The organism is Sinorhizobium sp. 7-81, assembly GCF_030124405.1.
Taxonomy (GTDB): domain Bacteria; phylum Pseudomonadota; class Alphaproteobacteria; order Rhizobiales; family Rhizobiaceae; genus Sinorhizobium; species Sinorhizobium psoraleae.
In genome coordinates, this window is the sequence record NZ_JASKLT010000011.1 from 36,835 (window position 1) to 60,992 (window position 24,158).

22 protein-coding genes are annotated in these 24,158 nt (G+C 61.9%); 11 read left to right on the top strand and 11 right to left on the bottom strand.

All coding sequences use genetic code 11. The features are described 5' to 3' along the window. Window positions 1–4: 4 nt before the first annotated feature. Window positions 5–799, top strand: coding sequence for a response regulator (locus QN224_RS26305; protein ID WP_173509441.1), 795 nt, complete (start codon window positions 5–7; stop codon window positions 797–799). A gap of 245 nt (window positions 800–1,044) precedes the next feature. Here the strand turns inward: QN224_RS26305 and QN224_RS26310 are convergent, their stop codons facing one another. From QN224_RS26310 to QN224_RS26350, 9 genes are all read right to left on the bottom strand, one after another. After that, window positions 1,045–2,628 (bottom strand): FGGY-family carbohydrate kinase, encoded by a 1,584-nt coding sequence (locus QN224_RS26310; protein ID WP_283979019.1) that lies wholly within the window; start codon window positions 2,626–2,628, stop codon window positions 1,045–1,047. Between the two features lie 89 nt (window positions 2,629–2,717). After that, on the bottom strand, window positions 2,718–3,383 hold the full coding sequence (locus QN224_RS26315; protein ID WP_283979020.1) for an HAD family hydrolase: 666 nt from the start codon (window positions 3,381–3,383) through the stop codon (window positions 2,718–2,720). Window positions 3,384–3,388: 5 nt separating this feature from the next. After that, a complete protein-coding gene (locus QN224_RS26320) occupies window positions 3,389–4,873 on the bottom strand; it encodes a mannitol dehydrogenase family protein (protein WP_283979021.1) in 1,485 nt (494 codons plus the stop codon). 39 nt (window positions 4,874–4,912) lie between these two features. Beyond that, on the bottom strand, window positions 4,913–5,686 hold the full coding sequence (locus QN224_RS26325; RefSeq protein WP_283979022.1) for an L-iditol 2-dehydrogenase: 774 nt from the start codon (window positions 5,684–5,686) through the stop codon (window positions 4,913–4,915). Then, on the bottom strand, window positions 5,683–6,684 hold the full coding sequence (locus QN224_RS26330; protein ID WP_283979023.1) for an ABC transporter ATP-binding protein: 1,002 nt from the start codon (window positions 6,682–6,684) through the stop codon (window positions 5,683–5,685). Before QN224_RS26330 ends, QN224_RS26325 begins: the two co-directional genes overlap by 4 nt. Window positions 6,685–6,694: 10 nt before the next feature. After that, complete coding sequence (locus tag QN224_RS26335; protein WP_173509435.1) at window positions 6,695–7,525, bottom strand: carbohydrate ABC transporter permease; 831 nt, start codon at window positions 7,523–7,525, stop codon at window positions 6,695–6,697. A gap of 2 nt (window positions 7,526–7,527) precedes the next feature. Next, the gene (locus QN224_RS26340; protein WP_173509434.1) at window positions 7,528–8,400 is read right to left on the bottom strand and encodes a carbohydrate ABC transporter permease; all 873 of its coding nucleotides are present in this window, start codon (window positions 8,398–8,400) and stop codon (window positions 7,528–7,530) included. Between the two features lie 197 nt (window positions 8,401–8,597). Further along, a complete protein-coding gene (locus tag QN224_RS26345) occupies window positions 8,598–9,908 on the bottom strand; it encodes a sugar ABC transporter substrate-binding protein (protein WP_283979024.1) in 1,311 nt (436 codons plus the stop codon). A gap of 239 nt (window positions 9,909–10,147) precedes the next feature. After that, window positions 10,148–11,101 carry a sugar-binding transcriptional regulator gene (locus QN224_RS26350; protein WP_283979025.1) on the bottom strand — a complete coding sequence of 318 codons (954 nt, stop codon included), beginning with the start codon at window positions 11,099–11,101 and terminating at the stop codon, window positions 10,148–10,150. 300 nt (window positions 11,102–11,401) lie between these two features. Here QN224_RS26350 and QN224_RS26355 point away from each other — a divergent pair, with 300 nt between their 5' ends. The 3 genes from QN224_RS26355 (at window position 11,402) to QN224_RS26365 (ending at window position 16,163) form a co-directional block, all read left to right on the top strand. Then, window positions 11,402–12,763, top strand: a complete 1,362-nt coding sequence (locus QN224_RS26355; protein WP_283979026.1) for an NAD(P)-dependent oxidoreductase — start codon at window positions 11,402–11,404, stop codon at window positions 12,761–12,763. 30 nt (window positions 12,764–12,793) lie between these two features. Then, a complete protein-coding gene (preA, locus tag QN224_RS26360) occupies window positions 12,794–14,107 on the top strand; it encodes an NAD-dependent dihydropyrimidine dehydrogenase subunit PreA (RefSeq protein WP_283979027.1) in 1,314 nt (437 codons plus the stop codon). A gap of 379 nt (window positions 14,108–14,486) precedes the next feature. Continuing rightward, window positions 14,487–16,163: an adenylate/guanylate cyclase domain-containing protein gene (locus tag QN224_RS26365; RefSeq protein ID WP_283979028.1), complete on the top strand. Its 1,677-nt coding sequence runs from the start codon at window positions 14,487–14,489 to the stop codon at window positions 16,161–16,163. A 117-nt stretch (window positions 16,164–16,280) separates the two neighbouring features. On the opposite strand, the gene rutR is transcribed toward QN224_RS26365, so the two are convergent. Then, window positions 16,281–16,952: an HTH-type transcriptional regulator RutR gene (gene rutR, locus QN224_RS26370; RefSeq protein WP_283979029.1), complete on the bottom strand. Its 672-nt coding sequence runs from the start codon at window positions 16,950–16,952 to the stop codon at window positions 16,281–16,283. A gap of 370 nt (window positions 16,953–17,322) precedes the next feature. Here rutR and QN224_RS26375 point away from each other — a divergent pair, with 370 nt between their 5' ends. After that, window positions 17,323–18,573 (top strand): Zn-dependent hydrolase, encoded by a 1,251-nt coding sequence (locus QN224_RS26375; RefSeq protein ID WP_283979030.1) that lies wholly within the window; start codon window positions 17,323–17,325, stop codon window positions 18,571–18,573. A gap of 82 nt (window positions 18,574–18,655) precedes the next feature. After that, window positions 18,656–20,110, top strand: a complete 1,455-nt coding sequence (hydA, locus tag QN224_RS26380; protein WP_283979031.1) for a dihydropyrimidinase — start codon at window positions 18,656–18,658, stop codon at window positions 20,108–20,110. Between the two features lie 58 nt (window positions 20,111–20,168). Here hydA and QN224_RS26385 read toward each other — a convergent pair whose 3' ends face one another. Then, complete coding sequence (locus QN224_RS26385; RefSeq protein ID WP_283979032.1) at window positions 20,169–20,582, bottom strand: cupin domain-containing protein; 414 nt, start codon at window positions 20,580–20,582, stop codon at window positions 20,169–20,171. A 121-nt stretch (window positions 20,583–20,703) separates the two neighbouring features. Between QN224_RS26385 and QN224_RS26390 the strand changes: the two genes are divergently transcribed. From QN224_RS26390 to QN224_RS26410, 5 genes are read left to right on the top strand one after another with little or no spacing between them, the layout of a single operon-like run. Next, a complete protein-coding gene (locus QN224_RS26390; protein ID WP_173509424.1) occupies window positions 20,704–21,495 on the top strand; it encodes an ABC transporter ATP-binding protein in 792 nt (263 codons plus the stop codon). Beyond that, window positions 21,488–21,964 carry a GNAT family N-acetyltransferase gene (locus tag QN224_RS26395; RefSeq protein ID WP_283979033.1) on the top strand — a complete coding sequence of 159 codons (477 nt, stop codon included), beginning with the start codon at window positions 21,488–21,490 and terminating at the stop codon, window positions 21,962–21,964. The genes QN224_RS26390 and QN224_RS26395 overlap by 8 nt, the downstream gene beginning before the upstream one ends. Further along, window positions 21,961–22,296: a hypothetical protein gene (locus QN224_RS26400; RefSeq protein WP_283979034.1), complete on the top strand. Its 336-nt coding sequence runs from the start codon at window positions 21,961–21,963 to the stop codon at window positions 22,294–22,296. Before QN224_RS26395 ends, QN224_RS26400 begins: the two co-directional genes overlap by 4 nt. Window positions 22,297–22,298: 2 nt before the next feature. Beyond that, window positions 22,299–23,183 carry an ABC transporter permease gene (locus QN224_RS26405; RefSeq protein ID WP_283979035.1) on the top strand — a complete coding sequence of 295 codons (885 nt, stop codon included), beginning with the start codon at window positions 22,299–22,301 and terminating at the stop codon, window positions 23,181–23,183. Continuing rightward, a complete protein-coding gene (locus tag QN224_RS26410) occupies window positions 23,180–24,049 on the top strand; it encodes an ABC transporter permease (RefSeq protein WP_269281949.1) in 870 nt (289 codons plus the stop codon). The genes QN224_RS26405 and QN224_RS26410 overlap by 4 nt, the downstream gene beginning before the upstream one ends. Window positions 24,050–24,158: the final 109 nt, after the last annotated feature.

Below are 24,158 nucleotides of genomic sequence, written 5' to 3' on the forward strand. Positions count from 1 at the left end.
CTGCATGACACTGTCGAACCGGATCGCTCCACTGCTGCCTTATCTGCGCCGTTACTCGCGCGCGCTGACCGGCTCGCAAACGTCGGGTGATGCTTATGTAGCCGCGGTTCTTGAAGCTCTTATCGCCGATACCACGATCTTTCCAGAAGCAAGCAACGACAGGGTCGCCTTGTTTCGCCTCTACACTTCATTGTTTGGTTCATCCTCGGTCCTGATCCCGGAACCGGTTTCGCCCTTTGCCTGGGAACAGCGGGCGTCGGTCAATCTAGCGGCCGTATCACCGCTTGCACGCCAGGCCTTCCTGCTCGTGTCGGTCGAGGGCTTCAGCCCATCCGAGGCTGCAGAAGTGCTTAACGTCGATTCAACCAGATTGAGCGATCTTCTCGAGCGGGCCTCGCAGGAAATCTCCCGCCAGGTTGCCACCGATATCATGATTATCGAGGACGAACCGCTGATCGCGATCGACATCGAACAGATGGTCAAGAGCCTCGGCCATCGCGTCACCGGTATTGCACGCACCCGGGACGAGGCAATCGCCCTTTACAAGGAAACCAAGCCGGGCATGGTGCTCGCCGACATTCAGTTGGCCGACGGCAGTTCCGGCATAGATGCCGTCAACGAGATTCTGAAGACCAGTGCCATCCCGGTGATTTTCATCACTGCATTCCCCGAAAGGCTGCTAACCGGGGAAAGGCCCGAACCGACATTCCTTGTTACGAAGCCCTTCAACCCTGATATGGTCAAGGCGCTTATCAGCCAGGCACTCTTCTTCAACGAGTCGACGAAAGCGGCCGCCTGAGCCGCGAACGAACGGCGATCTTCCTGAGATCTTTCTGAAAAGCCCACAGTGCCAAACGCAAAACAGCCAGTGCCGAGGGAAGGGCACTGGCTGAGCTGAATCAACTCACAGAGGGGATGTGAGTTGGCAACCGGCGGCATGCCTCCGGCGTCACATTGGGGGCGATGTGCGCCACCGTCCGGTTGTACGCAAAAACGCGCGAAGGAAAAAAAGGTTCCAATAAAAATTACATCGACGCGGCATCGCTATCGCGTCGCCTCCAGCTCGGCGCGATGCCGGTAAAGCGTGAGAAACCGCCGATAGTCGCGGTCGTAGAGGTCGCGCGAGGCAGCATCGGGAAGACGGACCTCGCCGCCGGACGCCATCCCCGATCCGGCCTGTGCGAGACCGGAATAAAGACCGCCGGCCACAGCCGCCGCCATCGCGGTGCCGAGCAGCACTGCATCGGGCGTCTCGGGCGCAACGACGCGGCAGCCGGTAGCGTCGCAATAGAGCTCCATCAGCAACGGATTGCGCACATGGCCGCCGGTCACGTGCAGCGTATCGAGGTTGTATCCCGCCTCTTTCATCATCTCGAGGATGTGCCGAATTCCGAGCGCAATCGCAACACAGGTGCGCCAGTAGAGACGGCAAAGCGCATCAAAGGATGAATCGAGCGCGAGGCCGCTGATGACGCCGAGCGCATGCGGATCGGCCAGCGGCGACCGGTTGCCGTGAAAATCAGGTAGGACGTGCAGTCGATCGGCGAAGCTCGGGCCATGCAGCGCACGCAATTCCTGCACGCGCTCGATGATCTTCATGTGCGTCTCTGCGGTCGGCTCCCGCCCGGCACCATGCACGCGGACGATATGGTCGAGAAGCGCGCCCGTCGCCGATTGCCCGCCCTCGACCAACCAACAGTCCGGAAACACCGCTTCGAAATACGGCCCCCACATGCCGAAGCCAGGCTTCATATCGCGCGAAAAGGCGACGATGCAGCTTGACGTGCCGCCGATGAGGGCCAGCTGCCGTTCGAGATTTGCGGGCTCGGCGGCAAATCCACCGAGCACGCCGAGCGCGCCGGCATAGGCGTCGATCAGCCCCGGTGCAACGCGGCATTCCGTATCGAGCCCAAGTTCCTCCGCCGCCGCCGCGCTCAAGCGCCCGACGGCACTTCCGACGGGCAGGGTTTCCTCAGGCAATCTTCCCCGGTCGAGAAGGTCCCCAAGACCGATCTGTTCGAGATAGTCCTGCTGCCAACCACTCTCCTTGTGCGCGAGATAATTCCATTTTGCCGTCAGGGTGCAGCGCGAGCGAGCCGCGCTGCCTGTCGCGCGCCACGACATGTAATCCGCAAGATCGAAGAAATAGCCCGCCCTCTCCCACTGCCGCGGCAGGTTCCGCTTCAGCCACATCAGCTTCGGCATCTCCATCTCCGGCGACATCACGCGGCCGGAATGATGAAGAACGGGATGCTCCGTCGACGTACAGAAATCGGCCTCCGCCAGCGCCCGGTGATCGAGCCAGACGATCGTGTCCCAGCGCGCTTCACCGGCGCGATTGACCGAAAGCGGTGCGCCATCGCGGTCGCGCACGACAAGCGAGCAGGTCGCGTCGAAACCGATGGCCGCCACGCTTTCGGGCCGGACCCCGGCGTTGTCTCGTGCCGCCTTGACCGCCCCGCATACGGCCGCCCAGATATCCTCGGAGTCATGCTCGGCGTGGTTTTCTTCCGGCCGGTTCATGGCAATCGGTCTGTCGGCCCGCGCGAGAAGCTTGCCTTTCCGGTCGAAAAAGCCGGCACGGGCGCTACCGGTTCCGATATCGACCGCAACGACCAATTCGCGCATCAATGGAAGTCCCCGTCCCGATGATTTTAGAGAGCTCAGAGCGGGATACGGACGGAAAACCGCTGCACGATCCGCGATCCTGTTCTGAATTACTGCCGGACAAACTGTATCAATTCGCCCATGTCGTCAAACAGCACATCGGGATCCAGTCTGGCCAGCGCCTGCCGGTGCAGGTCGTTTCGCGCGTGGCTTGCACCGGCGAAGGCGAAGACGCGCATGCCGGCCGCTTTAGCCGCTTCGATGCCGGCCGGGCTGTCCTCCACGACGATGCAGTCGGCGGGGACGTAACCCATTTGCGCGCTCGCATGGAGGAAGAGATCGGGTGCCGGTTTCCCGTGCGTCACCATGCTTGCGCTGAAGATGTGCGGATCGAAGAGGTCGATCAGTCCGGTCACTGTCAGGGAAAGACGAATGCGCTCGGGCTGGCTCGACGAAGCGACGCAACAGGCACCGTCGAGCTGCTCGACCGCCCGGCGAATGCCGTCAACGGGCCTCAGTTCCTCGCGGAAGCGTGCATAGAGACGCGTGCGCATCCCTTCCAGAAAGGCGTCGTCGGTCGCAAGGCCGTGTTCGTCGCGAAGGATGGCGGACATGGTCTTCAGACTGCGGCCCAGAAAGCGTTCGCTCGCCTCCGCCGTCGTCATCGATACGCCAGCCGCATCCAGCGCCTCGACCAGAACGGCAAGCGAGATCGGCTCGCTGTCGACTAGGACACCGTCACAGTCGAAAATGACCAGCCTAGGGCCGTCCGCCATCGGCTCTATTCCCCGAGTTTGCCGTCCAGATAGAGCTGGAGCGTTGCGCGTGTGCCCTTTTCCCAGAGTGTTTTCAATGCATGTCCGAAGCGCCGCCGGAAAAGGTCGGATCGGGCGACATCGCCGAAAATGTCGGAGAGCGCAAGAAAGGCCATCGGATCGTCCTTGGCCCCAAGGGCGGCGGCCTGCAGCCGGTCGGCGCTCGAATCGTTGAAGACGATATCCTTGCCGCTGTCCGATTTGCCGGCGAAGTAGCGGCACCAGAGGGCGGACACGAGCGAAAGACCCACGACGTCCTCGCCGCGGCGGAGCCGATCAGCCGTCGAAGGCAGAATGAATTTCGGCTGGCGGTTCGAACCGTCCTGAGCCAGTCGCGGGATGGTGTCGCCGATCTTCGGATTGGCGAAGCGGGTTTCGATCAGCTTGTAGTAATCCTTGAGATCCGTGTCCGGAACCGGCGGAATGACCGGGATGATCTCGTCGTGCTCGAGTTTTGAGAGAAAGGCGCGGATCAGCGGCTCCTCCATCGCCTCGTGGACGAAATGGATGTCGAGCAGCGCGGCCGGATAGGCGATCGCCGCATGGCCGCCGTTCAGAATGCGGATCTTCATATGCTCATAAGGCGCGACGTCCGGCACGAATTGCACGCCCACCTTTTCCAATGCGGGGCGGCCTTGCGGGAAATGGTCCTCCAGCACCCATTGCTTGAACTCTTCGCAAAAGACCGGCCAGGCATCGTCGATGCCGTAGTCCGAAGCGACGATGCCGATTTCCCGGGAACCGGTCGCCGGCGTGATGCGGTCGACCATGCCATTCGGAAAGGCGACATTGGAGTCGATCCAATCCGCGAATGCCGGATCCGAGAGGCGCGCGAGGCTGGAAACGGCCGCATGCGTCACCTCGCCGTTGCCCGGGATATTGTCGCAGGACATGACGGTGAAGGGCGGTATGCCCCTGGCTCTGCGCTCGGCGAGGCCAGCCACAATGAAACCGAAGACCGTCTTCGGCGAGGTCGGATTGCGCGCGTCCTCGACAATGGCCGGGTGGGCCGGATTGAAAACGCCCGACGCCGGATCGATGAAATAGCCGCCTTCGGTGATCGTCAGCGACACGATGCGAATGAACGGGCTTGCAAGTTGCGCCACGATGGCCGGCGTATCGCCGGGCTTCAGATAGGCGATCATCGCGCCGGTGACATGCGCGCCGGTGCGGTTGTTGTCCTGTTCCACCACCGTCGTCAGGAAATCCTGCGCTTCGAGCTTGGCCCGCATGACCTCGTCCGACGGCAACACCCCTGCCCCGATGATCGCCCAGTCGTGGTCGAGCCCCAGGTTGAAGAGATCGTCGAGATAGACGGCCTGGTGCGCGCGGTGAAAGTTGCCGACACCGAAATGGACGATGCCGGCCCGGAGATCGTGCCGATCATACTTCGGAACGCCAGCCTTGGCCTTGACGGCGTCGAGTGTGGCGAGGGAGAGTTTGGTCGTCATCCTATCGTTCCTTTCGAGAACCCGTCCTGCGACGAAGCCTCAGCTCATCCAGTTGCCGCCATCGACATTGTAGGTCTGTGCGACGATGTAGTCGGCTTCCGGCGAGGCGAGGAAGATCGCCATGCCGGTGAGATCTTCGGCAGTGCCCATCCGTCCGTAAGGGACCTCCTCGCCGACCAGCCGCTTCTTTTCGCCGAGCGGACGGTTCTCGTACTTGGCAAAGAGCGCATCGACGCCCTCCCAGTGCTCGCCGTCGACGACGCCCGGGGCAATGGCGTTCACATTGATGCGGTGCTTGATGAGATCGAGTCCGGCCGATTGCGTGAGACTGATGACGGCAGCCTTGGTCGCGCAATAGACCGCCACCAGCGCCTCTCCGCGGCGGCCCGCCTGGCTCGCCATGTTGATGATCTTGCCGCCGCGCCCCTGCGCAATCATCTGCCTGGCGGCCGCCTGCAGCGTGAAGAGCGTGCCGGCAACATTGATGGAGAATAGCTTTTCGTAACTTTCTCTGGTGATCTCGACGATCGGCGCCAGATCGAAGAGAGCGGCATTGTTGATCAGGATATCGAGACCGCCGGCGCGCTCGACAACCGCGGCGATCGCTGCATCGATCGAGTCCTGTCGGGTCACATCCATTTCGACGGCGTAGGCTGCAGGTCCGATTTCCGTGGCTGTCTGCTTCGCCCGATCGATATTGATGTCGGCAATCGCGACCGTCGCGCCCTCACGCACATAGGCTTCTGCGAAGGCGCGGCCGATTCCCCGCGCGGATCCGGTGATCAGCGCGCTTTTCCCTTCAAGGCGTTTCATCGAATTGCCAATCCCTTTTCGTCAAACTTGTGCAGGCGCTGGACGTCCGGCGTCAGGAAGACCTGATCGCCATGTGTCACGGCGAAATCGCCGCTGACACGCGCCGTCAATGTGCCGATGCTGTCGGCGTTCACGTGCAGGAAGGTGTCGGAACCGAGATGTTCGGCCACACCAACCGTTCCCCTCCACGTTCCCTGGTCCTTCGAAAGCACCAGATGTTCCGGGCGGATGCCGATCGTATGGGCGTGATAGGTAGCCGCCGGCGCCCCAGAAATAAAATTCATCTTCGGCGAGCCGATAAAGCCCGCGACGAAGAGATTGTCCGGCTTGTGATAAAGATCGAGCGGTGAGCCGACCTGCTCGATCCGTCCGCGGTTGAGCACGACGATCTTGTCGGCCATTGTCATGGCTTCCACCTGGTCGTGGGTGACATAGACCATCGTCGTCTTCAACTGCTGGTGAAGCTGGCTGATCTCGAGCCGCATGTTGACGCGCAGCGCCGCATCGAGGTTCGAAAGCGGCTCGTCGAACAGGAAGGCTTCCGGCTGGCGGACGATGGCGCGGCCGATCGCGACGCGCTGGCGCTGCCCGCCGGAAAGCTGGCGGGGTTTGCGGTCGAGATAGTCGGTGAGGTTCAGCACCCGGGCGGCGTCCGCCACCTTCTTGTCGATGACGGTCTTGTCCTCGCCCGCCATCTTCAAGGGAAAGGCGATGTTGGAGCGCACGCTCATATGCGGATAGAGCGCATAGGACTGGAACACCATCGAGAGGCCGCGCTTTGCCGGCGGCAGGTCGGTCGCCTTCTTGCCGTCGATGACGATCTCGCCGTCGCTGACATCTTCCAGCCCCGCGATCAATCGCAGCAGCGTGGACTTGCCGCAGCCGGACGGCCCGACGAAGACGACGAATTCGCCGTCATTGATGTCGAGGTCGATCGAAGGGATGACGGCGTGGGCGCCGAAGACTTTCGATACGTTCTTGAGTGTGATGTTTCCCATGGTCGTATCCTTATTTGACCGCGCCGAAGGTCAGGCCGCGTACAAGCTGTTTCTGCGAGAACCAGCCGAGAATGAGGATGGGGGCGATCGCCATCGTCGAGGCGGCCGAGAGCTTCGCGTAGAAAAGGCCTTCCGGGCTCGAATAGGAGGCGATGAAGGCCGTCAGCGGTGCCGCTTTCGCCGCGCTCAGGTTCAGGGTCCAGAACGCCTCGTTCCAGGCGAGAATGATGTTGAGGAGCAGCGTCGAGGCAATGCCGGGGATCGCCATCGGCGTCAGCACGTAGATGATCTCCTTGGAGAGCGAGGCGCCATCCATGCGTGCCGCTTCGAGAATCTCGCCGGGGATTTCCTTGAAGTAGGTGTAGAGCATCCAGATGATGATCGGCAGGTTGATCAGCGTCAGGACGATCACCAGGCCGGTGCGCGTGTCGAGAAGCCCTGTGTTGCGGAACATCAGATACATCGGCACCAGAACGCCGACGGGCGGCATCATCTTGGTGGAAAGCATCCACATCAGCACGTCCTTGGTCCGCTTCGTCGGCGCGAAGGCCATGGCCCAGGCCGACGGAATGGCGATGACGAGGCCGAGCAGCGTCGAGCCGAAAGACACGACGACCGAATTCATGAAGTGCTTGAAATAGTCCGAGCGGCTTTGCACCTCATGGTAGTTTTCGGTCGTCCAATCGAAGAAGAGGAGCGACGGAGGCGAGGCGATCGCCTGCGCTTCGGTCTTGAAGCTCGTCAGGAACGTCCAGAGGATCGGGAAGAAGATCAGGATGCCGATCGTCCAGGCGACGACCGTGACAACCAGCTTGCGTCGGGTCGAAACATTGCGTGCCATGCTCAAGCCTCCAATGTCTTGCCGATCATGCGCATCAGGAAGAATGCGACGATATTGGCGAGGATGACCGCGATGATGCCGCCGGCGGAAGCGCCGCCCACGTCGAACTGCAGGAGAGCCTGCGCATAGACGAGGAAGGTGAGATTCGTGCTTTGCGTACCGGGACCGCCGTTGGTGGTGACGAGGATCTCGGCGAAGACCGAGAGCAGGAAGATCGTCTGGATCAGGATCACAACGGTGATCGCACGAGAAAGATGCGGCAGCACCAGATAGAAGAAGCGGCTCCAGGCGCCGGCGCCATCCATCTGCGCGGCCTCCTTCTGCTCCTCGTCGAGCGACTGCAACGCCGTCAGAAGAATGAGAGTCGCGAATGGCAGCCACTGCCAGGCGACGATGATGATGACCGAGACAAGCGGCGCATTTGCGAGGAAGTCATAGGGCTGAAGGCCGACGAGCTTGGCGACCCAGGCAAATAGCCCGTTCACCGGATTCATGAACATGTTCTTCCAGACCAGCGCCGCGACGGTCGGCATGATGAGGAAGGGCGCGATCACCAGGATACGCACGATCCCCTGCCCGAACATCGGCTGGTCGAGAAGAAGCGCGAGGGCGATGCCGCCTACCACCGTGATGAACAACACGCCGAGGACGATGGCGAGCGTATTGAAGATCGCCTGGAAGAAGGCCGGATCGCTCAGGAAATAAGTGTAGTTGGAGAGGCCGGCGAACTCCTCCATTCCCGGCATCAGCAGATTGTAGCGCAGAAGCGAGAAATAGATGGTCATGGCCAACGGAACGATCATCCAGGCCAATAGCAAAAGCACCGAAGGCGCGATCATCAGCCGCGCGGCGGAGCGGGTGTGCAAGGTCGCCATGGCGTTCCCCTGTGATTGTCAACGCTGTTCCATGAAAGGGCTTGCGCGGTTTGCCGCGCATGCCGGACGCGCCGCTGTCGATCCAAAAAGACAGAGCGGGAAGCCGGCGGAAGAACCGCCTGACGCTTTTCCCCTCCCGCCCTGGGAGTTGCCGGGACACCAGCCGTTTCCGGCCAGCGCCCCGGCCCTTGGGAGCCCTACTTGATGTAGCCTGCCTTGGTCATTTCGCGGGTCGTCAGTTGCTGCGCGCTCGCAAGCGCCTGATCGACGCTCATCTGACCGGCAAGTGCGGCCGAGAACTGCTGGCCGACAGCCGTACCCAGTCCCTGGAATTCCGGAATCGCCACGAACTGCACGCCGACATAAGGTACCGGCTTGACCGCCGGATTCTTCGGGTCAGCCGCGTTGATCGAGTCGAGCGTCATCTTCGCGAACGGCGCCGCCTTCTGGTATTCCGGATTCTCGTAGAGCGAGGTACGGGTACCGGGCGGTACGTTTGCCCAGCCTTCCTTCTCGGCGACCAGCTTCAGATAGTCCTTGCCGGTTGCCCAGGCGATGAACTTTTCTGCCGCTTCCGTCTTCTGCGAGCCCGCGGGAATCGCCAGGTTCCAAGCCCAGAGCCAGTTGCCGCGTTTGCCAAGGCCGGTATCGGGCGCAAGCGCGAAGCCGACCTTGTCGGCGACCGTCGATTCCTTCGGGTTGGTCACGAAGGAAGCGGCAACCGTCGCGTCGATCCACATGCCGCACTTGCCGGTCTGAAAGAGCGACAGGTTTTCGTTGAAGCCGTTCGAGGAGGCACCGGGCGGGCCCGCGTCATTCATCAGCTTGACGTAGAAGTCGAGCGTATTCTTCCATTCCGGCTGGTCGAACTGCGGCGTCCATTTCTCGTCGAACCAGCGCGCACCGAAGGCATTCGCGGTCGCCGTCAGGAAGGCCATGTTCTCGCCCCAGCCGGCCTTGCCACGTAGGCAGATGCCGTAAATCTCATTGTCCTTGTCTGTGATCTTACGGGCAGCTTCCGCGATGAAGTCCCAGGTCGGGGCATCGGGCATGGTGAGGCCGGCCTTTTCGAACAGGTCCTTGCGATACATCACCATCGAGCTTTCGCCATAAAAGGGCGCGGCATAAAGCTTGCCATCGATCGTCAGTCCGCTGCGGATCGCCGGCAGCAGGTCATCGACGTCGTAGTCGGCGCCAAGATTGTCGAGCGGCAGGAGCCAGCCCTGCTTGGCCCAGATCGGCACTTCATACGTGCCGATCGTCATGATGTCGTACTGGCCGCCCTTCGTCGCGATGTCCGTCGTCACGCGCTGGCGCAGCACGTTTTCCTCGAGCGTTACCCACTCGAGCTGAATGTCCGGATTTTTAGAGGTGAAATCATCCGTCAGCTTCTGCATCCGGATCATGTCGCCGTTGTTCACGGTCGCGATGGTCAGGGTTTCTGCTTGGGCCAGACCCGCCAAAGCGACTGCCGAGCATGTGCCCAGCAGGAAAGTTCTCAAGTTCATCGACTTCCTCCCAGAAGAAATTGAGCATTTGCCTTGCTCATGAGCAATTACTCACCCGTTGACGCAAAATGTCAATGCGCATTCGTTGCTGCGACGCACGCGAAATTCTAACGAACTGTTTTAGCTATGGATTTTTTATCGAGCGGGTGTACGAACGCCAGCCGCGACGGCGCCGCCGCGCCGTTCTAAAAACGTTGAGCGCGCCGGGGCAAATTTCGAACGAGTCGATTTCGACCGATTCAAGCGCCGAGCAGAAAGTCGGCGGTGGTTTCGTCGGTGATAAGGCCGTTGATGATGCGGCCCTTGAGCGCCGCGCGGAGCGCCTGGTATTTGCGCTTGCCTTTGGCAATACCGATGACCGACGCGCGGTCGCGCGGCGGCAGCGGAATGGAGGCGACGCGCTCATTGATGCTGCCGGCGAGCAGTTCGCCCTCGTGGTCGAACATCCAGCCGCAGATCTCGCCTGCGGCACCGGCTGCCATCAGGCGCGCCATTTCCTCGCGCGCCAGAAAGCCGTCCTCGCAGAGCGGTGCGTCCGGCCCGAGTTCGCCTACGCCGACGAAAGCGGCATTGGCCTCCGCGCCGAGCTTGAGCGCGAGTTTCACCAGGCTCTGCTTGTGAAGAACCTCGCGCTCTTCGGGCGATGAGACGAGAACAGGCAGGGGCATGGGAAAATGGCGCGCCTTGATGGTATCCGCCATGCTGAAGATGACGTTGTAATAGGCGGCCGAGCCATCGAGCCTGATATTGCCGGTCAGCGAAACGATGCGATGCTGCGGGCACTCCATCGAGGGCAGCTGGTCGATGGTTGCCTTCAGCGTCCGCCCCGTCCCGATCGCCAGAACCACCGGATCCGTTGATTTCAGCCAGCGCTCGATCTCCACCGCACCGGCCTCGGCGATGCCGACGGTCATCGAGTTCGAGCCCGGATCGCTCGGTACCACATCGACGTGCTTCAGCTCGTATTTTTCCTTAAGCCGGGCGGCCGCTTCGAGACAGGCGGCAATCGGATGATCGAGCCGCACCTTGATTAGCCGCTCGGCCATGGCGAGGGAGACGAGGCGCTGCGCCGATTGCCGCGAAATGCCCATGATCGACGCGATCTCGTCCTGCGTCCGACCGGCGACATAGTATAGCCAGCCAGCCCGGGCGGCATCGTCCAGCCTGTTGTTGGTCTCCGGCCTGCGCGCCATGCGATTAACTCCTTCCCCCTTCGATTTGCTGCCACTATTTGCCCTATCCTGTCAAACAAACGTGGAGGTCGACTGCAGCGCCGTGCATCTCTTCAGACGCACAAAGGTTGCTGTAGCGCTTTGAATTGCTGCGTATTTCGCCGATCGACTCCGATTTAAGTCAACATGCAGTAGGATGCGCGAAGACAAAGCCTCAATTCTCAAGGCGTTCGCGAATTCCCGAAGTAAACTTTTACCGTTTGATAAAAAAATAAAGCGTGTTACCGTTCTCTCATCCTGAGAAAACATTGGGAGCAAAAAATGGGAACGACGCAATCTGGGATCCTTGGCGGCCGCCTGCCGCTCAAGGAATACGAAGCTAATTTCTCCGACCTTCATCCACCGCTCGACAAACACGAGGCTCTGGTCGCTTCCGACCGCTGTTACTTCTGTCATGATGCGCCGTGCATGACGGCCTGTCCTACCTCGATCGACATCCCGATGTTCATCCGGCAGATTGCAACAGGCAATCCGATCGGCTCGGCGAAAACGATTTTCGACCAGAACATTCTCGGCGGCATGTGCGCCCGCGTCTGTCCCACCGAAACGCTCTGCGAGCAGGCCTGCGTGCGCAACACGGCCGAGGAGCGGCCGGTCGAGATCGGCAGGCTGCAGCGTTACGCGACCGACATCGCGATGAAGGAGAACAAGCAATTCTATGCCCGGTCCGCCTCGACCGGTCGCAAGGTCGCCGTGGTCGGTGCCGGCCCCGCGGGGCTTGCCTGCGCACATCGGCTTGCGGTCAAAGGCCATGACGTCGTCATCTATGATGCCCGCGAGAAATCCGGCGGCCTCAATGAATATGGTATCGCCGCCTATAAGTCGGTGGACGATTTCGCCCAGAAGGAGGTCGATTACGTCCTTTCGATCGGCGGCATCGAGGTGCGCCACGGACAGGCGCTCGGCCGCGACTTCTCGCTGGCCGACCTGACGGAGCAATATGATGCCGTCTTCCTCGGCCTCGGGCTTACCGGTGTCAACGCGCTCAGGATTGAAGGCGAAAATGCCGAGGGCGTCGAAGACGCGGTCGACTTCATCGCAGCCTTGCGCCAGTCGAAGACCAAGGCCGATATCCCGGTCGGCCGCCGGGTCGTAGTGCTCGGCGGCGGCATGACCGCCATCGATGCGGCCGTCCAGGCAAAGCTGCTCGGGGCGGAAGAAGTGACGATCTGCTACCGCCGCGGAAAGGAGCAGATGAATGCTTCCGAGTTCGAGCAGGATCTCGCGGCGTCCAAGGGCGTCACCATCCGCCACTGGCTGCAGCCGAAGCGCATCGCGCTGAAGGAGGGCAAGGTCGCGGGCATCGAACTCGAGTACACCACGCTCGACAACGGCAAGCTGGCGACAACAGGGGAAACGGGTATCATCGCAGCCGACCAGATTTTCAAGGCCATCGGCCAGACCTTCGAAGCCTCTGGCCTCGGCGCGCTTCAGATGGAGGGCGGACGCATCGTCATCGATGCGGAAGGCCGCACGTCGCTCGCCAGTGTCTGGGCGGGCGGCGACTGCGTGCTTGGCGGGGAGGACCTCACCGTTTCCGCCGTCGCCATGGGGCGCGATGCCGCCGAATCGATCGACAAGGCTTTCGCCGCGGCTCAGCCGCTGGCGAGTGCCGTCGCGTGAAGAGCGGAACAGGATCGAGAGGACGAAACAATGGCTGATCTTCGCAACAATTTTGTCGGCATCAAATCCCCGAACCCGTTCTGGCTCGCTTCAGCGCCGCCGACGGATAAGGCCTATAACGTCGAACGCGCCTTCAAGGCCGGCTGGGGCGGCGTCGTCTGGAAGACGCTTGGCGAGGAAGGGCCTCCGGTCGTCAACGTCAACGGGCCGCGCTACGGCGCGATCTGGGGCGCGGACCGGCGCCTGCTCGGCTTGAACAATATCGAGCTCATCACCGACCGCGACCTTTATGTGAACCTGCGCGAGATGAAGCAGGTGAAGATGAACTGGCCGGATCGGGCGCTCATCGCCTCGATCATGGTGCCGTGCGAGGAAAATGCCTGGAAGGCGATCCTGCCGCTCGTCGAGGAAACCGGCGCCGACGGCATCGAACTCAACTTCGGCTGTCCGCACGGCATGTCCGAGCGCGGCATGGGATCTGCAGTCGGCCAGGTGCCGGAATATATCGAGATGGTGGTGCGCTGGTGCAAGCAGTACACGCGCATGCCGGTGATCACCAAGCTGACGCCGAACATCACCGACATCCGCAAGCCTGCACGCGCCGCCAACGCCGGTGGCACCGACGCGGTGTCGCTGATCAACACGATCAACTCGATCACCTCGGTCAATCTCGACACCTTCTCGCCCGAGCCGTCGATCGACGGCCGGGGCAGTCACGGCGGCTATTGCGGCCCGGCGGTCAAACCGATTGCGCTCAACATGGTGGCCGAGATCGCCCGCGATCCCGAAACCCGTGGGCTGCCAATCTCCGGCATCGGCGGCATCACCACCTGGCGCGATGCGGCAGAATTCCTGGCGCTTGGCGCCGGCAACGTGCAGGTCTGCACGGCGGCGATGACCTACGGCTTCAAGATCGTCCAGGAAATGATCTCCGGCCTTTCCGACTGGATGGACGCCAAAGGCCACCGCACGCTCGACGATATCTGCGGCCGCGCCGTGCCCAACGTCACCGACTGGCAATACCTCAACCTCAACTATATCGCCAAGGCGAAGATCGATCAGGATGCCTGCATCAAATGCGGCCGCTGTCACATCGCCTGCGAGGACACCTCGCATCAGGCGATCACTCAGTTCGTCAACGGCGTGCGCCATTTCGAGGTGATCGAAGAAGAATGCGTCGGCTGCAATCTCTGCGTCAACGTCTGTCCGGTCGACAACTGCATTACCATGGAGCCGCTTGCCGCCGGCACCGTTGACAGGCGCACCGGCAAGCCGGTCGATCCGAACTACGCCAACTGGACGACGCATCCGAACAATCCGATGGCCCGCCAGGCCGCCGAATGACGGAGCGCCGATAAACGGGAAGGCCGCCGGGAGAGACCCCGGCGGCCTTCCCGTTTGGGTGCGCTGGAACTCGATCCCTACTGTTGTCACCTCGCCGTCCGCAACGGTTCAGGGGACAGCGATCCGGGCCGCATGGCGCCGCGTCTATGGCGCATACCCTGCCAAAGCTCAGGGTGGTGATCGACAAACGCGCCGAGCGGTTGCCGCGCATCATGGAAGGGCTCCGGACGCGTTCGAGTAACGCCGCCAACGACTCGTACAAGTCACGAAAACGAAACAGTTTGTATCGAAAACGTAAGTTGTCGGTACCGGCGATCTGGTTGATAAGGGACGGAATCAGCAATAGCCGGCCGCAGCCGGCAGACACCGGGCAGAGTGCTTGACGATCTTTTCCACCAATGCACGCAAGAAGACACACCTGATCTCCGGGGCCGTGCTCGGCACATTCATCCTCTGCCATTTCTTCAATCATTCGCTCGGCCTCATCTCCATCGACGCCATGGAAGCCGGAAGGCGGACGTTCACCCTCCTCTGGCACAGCGTGCCCGGGACGATACTGCTCTACGGCGCGCTGCTCCTGCATTTCATGATGGCGCTCGACAGCCTTTACCGGCGGCAGACGCTCAGAATGCCCGCCCGTGAAGCGTTGAAGATCGTCTTCGGTCTCAGCCTGCCCTTTGTGCTGATGGCGCATGTGGTCGCCGCCCGGGTGGAACCGATCTTCTCAGGGATGGAAGCCACTTATCCCGAAATCCTTCGATCGCTTTGGTCGAGTTCCATCAACACCACCCGGCAAACGGCGGCGCTCCTTCTTGCCTGGGGCCACGGATGTCTCGGCGCCTGGTTCTGGATGCGCGGCCGCCCCTGGTTTCCGCGTTATGAGATCCCGCTCTATACGATTGCCCTGCTCGTCCCGATCTTTGCGCTGCTCGGCTTCATCAACGGTGCGCGGTCGCTTGAGCGCGACTATGCCGAACATGGCGGTTATGGCGACAAGGCTTATGTGAGCGAGGCGAAACTGCGGGTCGGTCAGGCCCTGATGGAAAACATCCGCCTCGGGCTCTACGCCGGTTTCGGTGGTTTGATCGCCGGCACGTTCGCCCTTCGCGCCCTGCCCGCGCGCGGTCGCATTCGCGTCCGCTATCCCGACGGCCGTGTCGCGGCAGTCAGTCTTGGTTTCAGCGTTCTCGAGGCGAGCCGCGCCGCGGGAATTCCCCATGTCTCCGTCTGCGGCGGACGTGGCCGCTGCTCGACGTGCCGGGTTCGCGTCATCCAGGGCCTCGATGGCCAGCCGGCACCGGAGGCCGCGGAACTGGCGACATTGACCCGGATCGGCGCGCCGGACAATGTGCGGCTCGCTTGCCAGTTCCGACCGGTTCACAGCGTGACCGTCGTCCCCATTCTCGACACCGACAGCCTGGGCATAAAGAAGCAGCTCGCCCAGCAGAACGGCGAGGGCCGCGAGCGCCGGATCGCCGTGCTCTTCTGCGATCTGCGTGACTTTACCCGCATCGCCGAGCACAGGCTGCCTTTCGATACGGTGTTCCTGCTCAACCGCTACTTCGAAATGGTCGGCGAGGCCGTCGAAAGCTCCGGCGGCGTGATCGACAAGTTCATTGGCGACGGCGCATTCGCGATCTTCGGGTTGAAGAGCCCATTCCAGGAAGCATGCCTTCAATCACTCGCGGCCGCAGTGCGATTGTCCAAGGGGGTTCGGGCGCTCAATCAGACATTCCAAGGCGAGCTCGAGCAACCGCTGCGACTGGCGATCGGACTGCACGCGGGTCCGGCAATCATCGGTGAGATGGGTTATGGCCGGGCGACCTCGCTGACCGCGGTCGGCGATACGATCAACACCGCAAGCCGGCTCGAGGGCCTGGCGAAGGAGCATGATGCCGAACTCGCGGTTTCGGTGGAACTCGTCCGTCGCGCCGGCCTCGATCTCGAGGGCAACATGCGGCTCGATATCGGCCTACGCGGCCGTCAGGCGAAGCTCGAGACCTGGATCATTGGCGATGCGGCGCAGATTTCCGAAGTACTGCCGGCGCAGGGTTGAGCCGCGAGGAGCGACCGCATCTGAATGACCCGCTCCCCACGCGCGGGGTAAGGGTACGCTGACAGTCCCTTCTCCAGCGGAGAAGGTGCGGCAAGCGGAAGAGGCCATCCAGCGACCCTATCCTCCTTCGTCGTGCTCCGACGAGGGTTGCTCGCTTACCTGCAGGCCGTCGACGAACAGCCGCTCGAGGAATCGTGCGGCATCCTCGAAGCGCCCGTCGCCGGCGTTCTCCTGGCCGAGCACGGCGCGAACCTGCACATCGAAGTCGGCATAGTGCTGCGTCGTCGACCATATTGCGAAGATCAGGTGATAGGGATCGCATTTGGCGATCTTGCCGGCCTTTGCCCATGCGCGGATCACCTCGGCCTTCTCGTCGACGAGCGCTTTCAACGGGCCCTTCAGCTCGTCCTCAATACGAGGCGCCCCCTGCAGCACTTCGTTGGCAAACAGCCGGCTTTCGCGCGGGAAATCGCGCGCCATCTCCAGTTTTCGACGGATGTAGCTACGGATCTCGGCAACCGGGTTTCCGTCGGCATTAAACTCGCGCAGCGGATCCAGCCAGGTATCGAGCACGCGGTCGATCAGCGCACGGTGCATCGCCTCCTTGGTGCGGAAATAATAAAGCAGGTTCGGCTTCGACATGCCCGCCACTTCCGCGATCTGGTCAATGGTCGAGCCGCGAAAGCCGTGGGCTGAAAAAACCTCCAACGCCGCCTCGAGGATCTGCTCCTCCTTCTCCTCCTGTATGCGTGTACGCCTCTGGGTTCTGGCCGCTCTCGGAAGTACCATCTTGCCCCCTGCCCGCTGCTTGCCCACAACAATGGCGCCGTGCGTCTTCTGCGGACGCACAAACCTGTAGCATCTTGAATTGCTGCATGTTTTTGTCCTTGAATCGAATATGATCCAATGAACATGCAGCAGCCTGACTTGCCCAAAATTCGGACGCGCCATCTTTTTGGGCAGCAACTCCGATTTTTTGTTTTTCCGGCTTGAGTGCCGCCACGGAAGTTGTAATGTTTACCAACCGGTCAAATTATCAGCCAGTTTGTCGACAAAGGCAACGACTGATCGAAAGGCACCAACAACAAAGCCTGGATTTGACCGGCGGGAACATGAGGGCTGCACCGCAAGGGGCACACCGAAAAATGAGGAGAACGCCATGGCAGCACCTGGCGAGAACATGCGCGTCAACGCTGACCGCCTGTGGGATTCGTTGATGGATATGGCGAAGATCGGCCCCGGTGTCGCCGGCGGCAACAACCGCCAGACATTGACGGACGAGGACGGCGAGGGTCGCCGGCTTTTCCAGTCCTGGTGCGAAGCGGCCGGGCTCAGCATGGGTGTCGACAAGATGGGCACCATGTTCTTTACTCGCCCCGGCACCGATCCCGACGCACTGCCCGTGCACATCGGCTCCCATCTCGACACACAACCGACCGGCGGCAAGTTCGACGGCGTGCTCGGGGTCTTAAGCGGCCTTGAGGTCGTCCGCACGATGAACGATCTCGGCATCCGGACCAAGCACCCGATCGTTGTGACGAACTGGACCAACGAGGAGGGCGCGCGTTTTGCGCCCGCAATGCTCGCCTCGGGCGTCTTTGCGGGTGTTCATACGCTCGACTACGCCTACGCTCGCAAGGATCCGGACGGAAAGGCCTTCGGCGACGAACTAAAGCGCATCGGCTGGCTTGGTGACGAGGAAGTGGGCGCGCGCAAGATGCACGCCTATTTCGAGTACCACATCGAACAGGGACCGATCCTTGAGGCCGAGAACAAGCAGATCGGCGTCGTCACGCACTGTCAGGGCCTGTGGTGGCTGGAAGTCACACTCACCGGCCGCGAAGCCCACACCGGCTCGACGCCGATGGACATGCGCCTCAATGCCGGTCTCGCCATGTCACGCATCTTCGAAATGGTGCAGAAGGTCGCCATGGAGAACCAGCCGGGCGCTGTCGGCGGTGTCGGCCAGGTGTTCTTTTCACCCAATTCGCGCAACGTGCTGCCCGGCAAGGTCGTCTTCACCATCGACATTCGCTCGCCCGACCAGGCCAAGCTCGACGGCATGCGCGCGCGCATCGAGGCCGAGGCGCCGAAGATCGCCGAGGCGCTGGGCGTCGGCTGTTCGATCGAGGCGGTCGGCCATTTCGATCCCGTGACCTTTGATCCGAAACTGGTCGCAACCGTTCGCGGCGCCGCCGAGAAGCTTGGCTACAGCCACATGAATCTCATCTCGGGCGCCGGCCACGACGCCTGCTGGGCGGCGAAGGTCGCCCCGACGACGATGATCATGTGCCCTTGCGTCGGCGGGCTCAGCCACAACGAGGCGGAAGACATCTCCAAGGAGTGGGCCTCCGCGGGGGCCGATGTCCTCTTCCACGCCGTCGTCGAAACGGCCGAAATCGTGAAGTGACATCATGGGCGGGACGACAGTTCCGCCCTTTTTCTTGGCCCCTCCGGCGGCCGAAAACACAATCGCAAGGGAAACATAGCCAATGAGCACTGTGATCAAGGGTGGAACCATCGTCACGGCCGACCTCACCTACAAGGCTGATATCAAGGTCGAGGGCGGCAGGATCGTCGAGATTGGCCCGAACCTCTCCGGCACTGAAACGCTGGATGCGAGCGGCTGCTATGTCATGCCCGGCGGCATCGACCCGCATACCCATCTCGAGATGCCTTTCATGGGCACCTATTCCTCGGACGATTTCGAAAGCGGCACACGTGCGGCACTCGCCGGCGGCACGACCATGGTCGTCGATTTCGCACTCCCCTCGCCCGGTCAGTCGCTGCTCGAAGCGCTCACCATGTGGGACAACAAGTCGACGCGCGCCAATTGCGACTATTCCTTCCACATGGCGATCACCTGGTGGGGCGAGCAGGTCTTCAACGAGATGGAGACCATCGTCAAGGATAAGGGCATCAACACCTTCAAGCACTTCATGGCCTACAAGGGCGCTCTGATGGTTGATGACGACGAGATGTTTTCTTCGTTCCAGCGCTGCGCCGGGCTTGGTGCCCTGCCGCTTGTCCACGCCGAAAACGGCGATGTCGTCGCTCAGTTGCAGGCAAAGCTGCTCGCCGAGGGCAACGATGGCCCCGAGGCGCACGCCTATTCGCGGCCGGCCGAAGTCGAGGGCGAGGCCACCAACCGTGCGATCATGATCGCCGACATGGCCGGCTGTCCGGTCTATATCGTCCACACCTCCTGCGAACAGGCGCACGAGGCGATCCGGCGTGCCCGCGCCAAGGGCATGCGCGTCTTCGGCGAACCCTTGATCCAGCACCTGACGCTCGACGAAAGCGAATATTTCAACAAGGATTGGGACCACGCCGCCCGCCGCGTGATGTCGCCACCCTTCCGCAACAAGCTGCATCAGGACAGCCTCTGGGCCGGGCTTGCCTCCGGTTCACTGCAGGTGGTGGCGACTGACCATTGCGCCTTCACCACCGACCAGAAGCGCTTCGGCGTCGGGGATTTCACCAAGATCCCGAACGGCACCGGGGGGCTGGAAGACCGGATGCCGATGCTGTGGACCTATGGCGTCGCCACGGGCCGCATCACCATGAACGAATTCGTCGCGGTGACCTCGACCAACATCGCCAAGATCCTCAACATCTATCCGAAGAAGGGCGCGATCCTGGTCGGAGCGGATGCCGACCTCGTCGTCTGGGATCCGAAGCGCTCCAAAACGATCTCGGCAAAGACCCAGCAATCGTCGATCGACTATAACGTCTTCGAAGGTAAAACCGTGACGGGCCTGCCTCGCTTCACCCTCACCCGCGGTGTCGTTTCGATCGAGGAAGGCATGGTCAAGACGCAGGAAGGCCACGGAGAGTTCGTCAGGCGCGAACCCTTCCCCGCCGTCAACACGGCTCTTTCTACATGGAAGGAAGTGACGGCGCCCCGCGCCGTACAGCGCACCGGCATTCCGGCAAGCGGGGTTTGACGCACACCAGATGCCGCATCTGTCACCCACGTCATGGACAACGTCGCTTTCCGGAGCGCTAGGCCGGCACCAGCGCATCCAGTTCGGGCAGCAGCACGACGCTTTCCTGTTCCCTCGGATCTGTCCGGGCAATCACCGCCGAGCACGGCTTGTCGGAGAGATTGGCGGGCAGATGCGGCACGCCGGCCGGGATGTAGAACATCTCGCCGGCCTTGACGATCACATGCTCCTCGAGCCGATCGCCGAACCAGGTATGCGCCTCGCCGGCAAGAATGTAGATCGCGGTCTCGTGGCTCTCGTGCAGATGCGCCTTGGCGCGCGCGCCGGGCGGCATGGTCAAGAGATGCATGCAAATACCGGTCGAGCCGACCGTTTCCTGGGCTATGCCCTCGAAATAATTAAGCCCTTGCTTGCCGGCATAGACGTCACCCGGACGAACCACGCGACAGCCAGAATTGGATGATCGAGACATGACCGCTCTCCAGAATTCGCTGAAAAACCCTCAACAGACGGCATCGGCGGCAAATCCACGATTGCATGTTGCAGGTTCGGATAGCAGTCTGCCACAGACAAGCCATAATGAGAATCCGCCCATGACATCCAATTCTGCCTCCGTGGTCTCGGCTCGGGATCTCGGCCTCACGTTCCAGACCAGCGACGGGCCGGTCAATGCGCTGACGGGCGTGAACCTCGACGTGGCCAAGGGCGATTTCGTTTCCTTCATCGGACCGTCCGGGTGCGGCAAGACGACGTTCCTGCGCGTCATCGCCGACCTCGAGAAGCCGACCTCCGGCGCTATCACAGTCAACGGCATGACGCCCGAAGAAGCCCGGCGCCACCGCGCCTACGGCTATGTTTTCCAGGCCGCCGCGCTCTATCCCTGGCGCACGATCGAGAAGAACATCGCCTTGCCGCTCGAAATCATGGGCTATTCGAAGGACGAGCGGAAGGCACGGATCGAACGGACGCTCGAACTCGTCAATCTCTCGGGTTTCGGCAAGAAGTATCCCTGGCAGCTTTCCGGCGGCATGCAGCAGCGAGCCTCGATCGCCCGCGCGCTCGCCTTCGACGCCGATCTTCTTCTGATGGACGAACCGTTCGGCGCACTCGACGAGATCGTCCGCGACCACCTCAATGAGCAGCTTCTGAAACTCTGGGCACGCACCAACAAAACCATCTGTTTCGTCACCCATTCGATTCCGGAGGCGGTATACCTTTCGACCAAGATCGTCGTCATGAGCCCGCGCCCGGGCCGCGTGACCGATATCATCGAATCCACTCTGCCCCGGGAGCGGCCGCTCGGCATCCGCGAGACGCCGGAATTCCTGGAAATCGCCCATCGCGTCCGAGAGGGCCTGAGAGCGGGACATAGCTATGATGAGTAGCGGTTCCGCCAACATCACGTGCCGGGACGCCGTCATCGCCGATATGACGACATGTGCCGGTATTCTCAACCGCTGGATCGATGCTACGCCCTGGATGCCGAGGGTGCATGCTGCAACCGACGTGGAGCGGTATTACCGGGAAACTGTCTTCGCGAACCGGGCGATTATCGTTGCCGACCGCGAGGGTGAGGTTGTTGGCTTTCTCGCCCTGTCACCGGAGGCCTACGTCACGGCGCTCTACGTTGATGAACGCCACCGAAGGGGCGGTGTCGGCGCCCGGCTGCTGCGCGAGGCAAAGAAACGCGCCCCGGACGAGCTCAATCTGTGGACTTTCGAGCGTAACGCGGACGCACATCGCTTCTATGAGCGCGAAGGCTTCGTCGCAGTGGAGAGAACGGACGGCGAGAACGAGGAAGGTTTGCCCGACATACTCTACAGCTGGTATGCCGCAGGAGGTGAGCGCGCATGAACCCCGCCTACGTTCTGTGGCTTCTCCTCGCCACGTTCATTTTCCTCGGCGGCGCGACCGCATCGCGCGCCTACGTCTCCAGCAACAGCGTTCCCGTGCTGCTGCTCGCTCTGGGGCTCTATGTGATCGGCAACCTGATCATGGTGAAGCTCATGCGCGAGGGAGGCCTGGGGCTCGCGATTTCCCTGTCGGCCGTTGTGCAACTGGTGCTTGTCAACCTCATTGCCTTCACGCTCTTCGGTGAGAAGCTGAGCACGACGCAGATGGCGGGCGTGCTGCTCGGAATCGCCGCGATGGGGCTGATGCTGCTGCCGACGAGCGGAATGGCCTGATCATGCGCGAGCAAAGCTTTCTCAAGGACAAGCTGCTGCCGATCGGCACCGTCGTCTTGCTATTGATCGCCGTCTGGTATGTGGCGGCCGCTTTCCTCAACGCGCCGTTCGAGCGCGATACGGCGGCGCGTGCCGGCACCGAAATCGGCTTCTCCGAGATCGTCCGGAACACGATGGCACAGGAGCGGCCCGTGCTGCCCGCCCCGCATCAGGTCATCGCCGAAATCTGGGATACAACCGCCAACAAGGCGATCACGTCGAAGCGCAGCCTCATCTATCACGCCTGGATCACGCTTTCCGCGACGCTGCTCGGCTTCGGCATCGGTGCCGCGCTCGGCGTCCTGCTCGCCGTCGGCATCGTCCACAACCGTGCGATGGACAGGTCCTTGATGCCGTGGGTGATCGCCAGCCAGACCATCCCGATCCTCGCCATCGCGCCGATGATCATCGTCGTTCTGAACGCCATCGGCATCGCAGGGTTGCTGCCGAAGGCGCTGATCTCGACCTACCTTTCGTTCTTCCCGGTCGTCGTCGGCATGGTCAAGGGATTGCGCAGCCCGGAAACGATCCAGCTCGACCTCATGCACACCTATAATGCCTCACCGGCGCAGACCTTCTGGAAGTTGCGCTGGCCATCCTCCATGCCCTACCTCTTCACCTCGCTGAAGGTCGCGGTCGCCATCTCGCTTGTCGGCGCCATCGTTGGCGAGTTGCCAACGGGTGCGGTGGCCGGGCTTGGCGCCCGCCTGCTTGCCGGATCCTATTACGGCCAGACCGTGCAGATCTGGGCGGCTTTGTTCATGGCGGCAGCGCTCGCGGCCGTCCTCGTCATGATTGTCGGCTTCGCCCATTCGGCCGTTCTGAAGCGCATGGGGGCCAAGCCATGAATATTCCCGTTTTCGCCGGAGCCGTGCTCTTCTGGCTCGCTGCCTGGGCTTTCAACGAATGGCTCGTGCGCCAGCACTTCGCGCACCGCACGGCCGCCAGCGCCGCGCGCTTTGCCGTTCCCCTCCTCTTCGGCATCACCATCCTCGTCCTTTGGGAAGGCGTCGTTCGAGGCTTCGGCATTCCGTCGGTGCTGCTGCCGGCGCCATCGATGATCTGGCAGCGCCTCGTCAACTCTCTCCCGACGCTGGCGGCCGATTTCCGGCAGACCTTTCTTAAGGCGGTGCTGACCGGCTATGCGCTTGGCTGCGGCCTCGGCTTCGTCGTGGCGATCCTGATCGACCGCTCGCCCTTCCTGCAGAGAGGTCTGCTGCCGCTCGGCAACTTCGTCTCCGCACTGCCCGTCATAGGCGTGGCGCCCATCATGGTCATGTGGTTCGGCTTCGACTGGCAGTCGAAGGTCGCCGTCGTCGTCATCATGACCTTCTTCCCGATGCTGGTGAATACGGTTTCGGGCCTTGCCGCCGCAAGCCACATGGAACGTGACCTGATGCGAACCTACGCGGCGACATGGTGGCAGACACTCATCAAGCTGCGATTGCCCGCCGCCTGGCCTTTCATTTTCAACGCGCTAAAGATTAACTCCACGCTGGCGCTGATCGGCGCGATCGTGGCCGAATTTTTCGGAACGCCTATTGTCGGCATGGGCTTCCGGATCTCCACGGAAGTGGGCCGCATGAACGTCGACATGGTTTGGGCCGAGATCGCCGTTGCGGCGGTGGCTGGCTCCGCCTTCTACGGGGTCGTCGCGCTCGCCGAGCGGGCCGTCACCTTCTGGCATCCGTCCATCCGCAGTGGGCGGGCCTAACGCATGTCGCCCGAAAAGGTGGTTTCGGGACAACGACATGCATGCAAACAAAGATTTAAAGCGCGTCGCCCGGCTCTTGTTGAATGCGACGCGCTTTAAAATGAAGCGA

Bases quoted from the DNA above. Each gene is read 5' to 3' on its own strand.
- QN224_RS26385 (WP_283979032.1), bottom strand. From the start codon at position 20,582: ATGTCTCGATCATCCAATTCTGGCTGTCGCGTGGTTCGTCCGGGTGAC.
- QN224_RS26315 (WP_283979020.1), bottom strand. From the start codon at position 3,383: ATGGCGGACGGCCCTAGGCTGGTCATTTTCGACTGTGACGGTGTCCTA.
- QN224_RS26355 (WP_283979026.1), top strand. From the start codon at position 11,402: ATGGGAACGACGCAATCTGGGATCCTTGGCGGCCGCCTGCCGCTCAAG.
- QN224_RS26410 (WP_269281949.1), top strand. From the start codon at position 23,180: ATGAATATTCCCGTTTTCGCCGGAGCCGTGCTCTTCTGGCTCGCTGCC.
- QN224_RS26400 (WP_283979034.1), top strand. From the start codon at position 21,961: ATGAACCCCGCCTACGTTCTGTGGCTTCTCCTCGCCACGTTCATTTTC.
- preA (WP_283979027.1), top strand. From the start codon at position 12,794: ATGGCTGATCTTCGCAACAATTTTGTCGGCATCAAATCCCCGAACCCG.
- QN224_RS26340 (WP_173509434.1), bottom strand. From the start codon at position 8,400: ATGGCGACCTTGCACACCCGCTCCGCCGCGCGGCTGATGATCGCGCCT.
- rutR (WP_283979029.1), bottom strand. From the start codon at position 16,952: ATGGTACTTCCGAGAGCGGCCAGAACCCAGAGGCGTACACGCATACAG.
- QN224_RS26320 (WP_283979021.1), bottom strand. From the start codon at position 4,873: ATGACGACCAAACTCTCCCTCGCCACACTCGACGCCGTCAAGGCCAAG.
- QN224_RS26325 (WP_283979022.1), bottom strand. From the start codon at position 5,686: ATGAAACGCCTTGAAGGGAAAAGCGCGCTGATCACCGGATCCGCGCGG.
- QN224_RS26310 (WP_283979019.1), bottom strand. From the start codon at position 2,628: ATGCGCGAATTGGTCGTTGCGGTCGATATCGGAACCGGTAGCGCCCGT.
- QN224_RS26330 (WP_283979023.1), bottom strand. From the start codon at position 6,684: ATGGGAAACATCACACTCAAGAACGTATCGAAAGTCTTCGGCGCCCAC.
- QN224_RS26345 (WP_283979024.1), bottom strand. From the start codon at position 9,908: ATGAACTTGAGAACTTTCCTGCTGGGCACATGCTCGGCAGTCGCTTTG.
- QN224_RS26305 (WP_173509441.1), top strand. From the start codon at position 5: ATGACACTGTCGAACCGGATCGCTCCACTGCTGCCTTATCTGCGCCGT.
- hydA (WP_283979031.1), top strand. From the start codon at position 18,656: ATGAGCACTGTGATCAAGGGTGGAACCATCGTCACGGCCGACCTCACC.
- QN224_RS26390 (WP_173509424.1), top strand. From the start codon at position 20,704: ATGACATCCAATTCTGCCTCCGTGGTCTCGGCTCGGGATCTCGGCCTC.
- QN224_RS26405 (WP_283979035.1), top strand. From the start codon at position 22,299: ATGCGCGAGCAAAGCTTTCTCAAGGACAAGCTGCTGCCGATCGGCACC.
- QN224_RS26335 (WP_173509435.1), bottom strand. From the start codon at position 7,525: ATGGCACGCAATGTTTCGACCCGACGCAAGCTGGTTGTCACGGTCGTC.
- QN224_RS26375 (WP_283979030.1), top strand. From the start codon at position 17,323: ATGGCAGCACCTGGCGAGAACATGCGCGTCAACGCTGACCGCCTGTGG.
- QN224_RS26350 (WP_283979025.1), bottom strand. From the start codon at position 11,101: ATGGCGCGCAGGCCGGAGACCAACAACAGGCTGGACGATGCCGCCCGG.
- QN224_RS26395 (WP_283979033.1), top strand. From the start codon at position 21,488: ATGAGTAGCGGTTCCGCCAACATCACGTGCCGGGACGCCGTCATCGCC.